Source organism: Mesorhizobium sp. M4A.F.Ca.ET.050.02.1.1 (assembly GCF_003997725.1).
In the GTDB taxonomy this organism is placed as follows: Bacteria; Pseudomonadota; Alphaproteobacteria; order Rhizobiales; family Rhizobiaceae; genus Mesorhizobium.
Genome location: NZ_RZSG01000759.1, coordinates 1 through 2,886, shown reverse-complemented (window position 1 = coordinate 2,886; position 2,886 = coordinate 1). Strand labels below are relative to the sequence as shown.

Genomic DNA, 2,886 nt, shown 5'->3' with positions numbered 1-2,886 from the left:
CGGGTGGACGGGTTGCGTTGCGACGTCAGCTGAGCGGCCGCGATTGCCTTCGAGGGTCATCCGCCGCAGGCATTCGGCGCGCGGCGGCAAGGCAGTCGGGGATCCGGTCCGGATGGTGCAGCGGCCGGCTCCGACGGGAATGGTCCTTCATTCGATCCGGGACAGTGCGTCCCGCGCCGAAGGCATATCCGGAGTGTGACCGCGAAATGCGGCCGTAACAAGCCCGGGGCGTCGATTGCGCCCCTCACGCTGGAGCGGACGTTGCTCCAGTTTTTGTCCGTACGCAATCCCGGACGGAAAACCGCTACGCACTTTTCCTGGAATTGCTTCTAGCTTACGCAATCCCGGACGGAAAACCGCCACGCACTTTTCCTGGAATTGCTTCTAGCTTACTTGAAGCCCCCGCTTCTCATAGTATGGATTGCTCATATCACGGGTTCGTGATCGACCGGTATGAGCGAAATGCAACACGTCCACCCTAAGGTCTGCCCGCGATTTCCGGTGCCGGAACACCTTTGCGACGTGTCGACAAGGCGGCCCGGCACCGGCCAAAGTCACGCCCCTTGACCGCTTCGGCGGTTGGGACGAGCGTAGCGGCAGACCTTGCCTGGGGGACCCATGGATTCGAAGAAACTGCTGACCCGCATGATCCGCGCCGGCGCCGGCGAGGTCCCCGCCGACCTGGTGGTCCGCAACGTGCGGCTGCTCGATGTCGTCACCGGCAGGGTGAGCGAAACCGACATCGCCATCGTCGGCGACCGCATCGTCGGCACCCATGCGCGCTATCAGGCTGCCGAGGTGATCGACGGCCGCGGCCGCTTCGCCGTGCCCGGCTTCATCGACACGCACCTCCACATCGAATCCTCGCTGGTCAGCCCGCTCGAATTCGACCGCTGCGTGCTGCCGCACGGCGTCACCACGGTGCTTTGCGATCCGCATGAGATCGCCAATGTGCTGGGCACTGAGGGCATCCGCTATTTCCTCGACTGCGCCGAGCGGACCATTCTCGACGTGCGGGTCAACCTGTCGTCCTGCGTCCCGTCGACGGCGTTCGAGACCTCGGGCGCGCGGCTGGAGGCGGAAGACCTCGTCCCGCTCCGCGCCCATCCCAAGGTGGTCGGCCTCGCCGAGGTGATGAATTTTCCCGGCGTGCTCGCCGGCGACGAAGGCATGATCGCCAAGCTCGACGCCTTTTCAGACGGCCACATCGACGGCCACGCGCCGCTGCTCAGGGGCCAGCGGCTCAACGGCTACCTGGCGGCCCGCATCCGCACCGACCACGAGACCACGACCGCGGCCGAGGCACGCGAAAAGCTCGCCAAGGGCATGGCGATCCTGATCCGCGAGGGCTCGGCCTCCAAGGACCTCGACGCGCTGGCCGAGATCCTCGACGCCGATACGTCGAGCTTCGTCGCGCTGTGCACCGACGACCGCAATCCGCTCGACATCGCCGAGGAAGGCCATCTCGATTCCTCGATCCGGCGGCTGATCGCCAAGGGCCGGCCGCTGCATCATGTCTACCGCGCCGCCAGCCATTCCGCGGCGCGCATTTTCGGCCTCACCGATCGCGGCCTGGTGGCGCCCGGCTGGCGTGCCGACATCGCCCTGCTCGACGACCTCGAGGACTGCCGGATGAGCGATGTCGTCTCCGCGGGACGGCTGGTGACGCCGGAACTGTTCGAGACCCGAGGCACGGTGGCGCCGGTCGGCCTCGGCTCGGTGAAGGCGAAGCCGGTCACGGCGGATGCCTTCCGCGTCGAGGCCAGGGCGGGCCGCAACCAGACGCCGGTGATCGCGATCAAGCCCGGCCTGATCATCACCTTCCGCGAGGACGCCGCCCTGCCCGTCCTCGATCAGTGCCTGCAGGCCGACCCCGAGGCCGACATCCTCAAGGCCGCGGTGGTCGAGCGGCACGGCAGGAACGGCAATATCGGCAAGGGTTTTGTCCGGGGCATCGGCCTGAAGCGCGGTGCCATCGCCTCCTCGATCGGCCATGACTGCCACAACATCACCGTGGTCGGCGCCACCGACGCCGACATGGCGGTGGCGGTCAACCGGCTGATCGAGATGGGCGGCGGCATGGCGGTGGCCGACAATGGCGTCATCACCGCCGAGCTGGCGCTGCCGCTGGCCGGACTGATGAGTCTCGACTCTTTCGAGACCGTCACGCACGCCCTGCACCGGCTGCGCGAGGCGACGCGCGCGATCGGCTGCACGATCCCCGAGCCGTTCCTGCAGGTGGCATTCCTGGCACTGCCCGTCATCCCACATCTCAAGCTCACCGACATGGGCCTGTTCGATGTCGACCGCTTCGGCTTCGTCGAGTGAGTTTTCGATTGGCGAGCTCAATCGTTGAGTTCGCCGGCCGCAGCGATCACTTCCGAGACGATTTCGAGCACACTGGCGTCCGTCGCCCGGTGGTTGACGAAGCACGCCCTCAGCGCGAACTGGTCGCGGACCATCGCGTTCGACAGGTAGACGCGGCCACGTGCGTTTATGCGTCTCAGGATCGCGCGGTTATCCTTGCCGCGATGGCGAAAACAGACCGCGCTGAGCGGCACCGGCGCCAGGAGTTCCAGTTCGGGGTGCGCCTCGACCGTCTCCGCCAGAAGCCTTGCATGGCGCAGGTCCGCCGCGATCGCCTCGCGAAAGGCGCGGCGGCCGTGATATTGCAGCGAAAGCCATAGCTTCAGCGCACGGAAACGCCGCGACAGCTCGAACGTCTCCTCGAAGAAGGCGAAACCTTCCGTCGGATCCTGGCTCAGCATGCCGACATAGTCATCGCTGTGCGAAAACGTCTGGCGCGCTATGTCCGGGTGGCGATGCAGCAGGCAGCCGCAATCGAGCGGCTGATAGAGCCATTTGTGCGCGTCGAGCGAGAGCGAG

The 2,886-nt window shown here is 66.3% G+C and carries 2 protein-coding genes; one reads left to right on the top strand and one right to left on the bottom strand.

Annotated features, from left to right (window positions below):
* Nucleotides 1-618: 618 nt before the first annotated feature.
* On the top strand, nt 619-2,328 hold the full coding sequence (ade, locus tag EOA33_RS30675) for an adenine deaminase (protein WP_127407354.1): 1,710 nt from the start codon (nt 619-621) through the stop codon (nt 2,326-2,328).
* A gap of 17 nt (nt 2,329-2,345) precedes the next feature.
* On the opposite strand, the gene EOA33_RS30670 is transcribed toward ade, so the two are convergent.
* Nucleotides 2,346-2,886 (bottom strand): pyridoxal-dependent decarboxylase (locus tag EOA33_RS30670; RefSeq protein ID WP_245482484.1); only part of this gene is annotated, 541 nt, incomplete at its 5' end.

Coding starts and splice junctions, on each gene's coding strand:
- ade (WP_127407354.1), top strand. CDS start 619: ATGGATTCGAAGAAACTGCTGACCCGCATGATCCGCGCCGGCGCCGGC.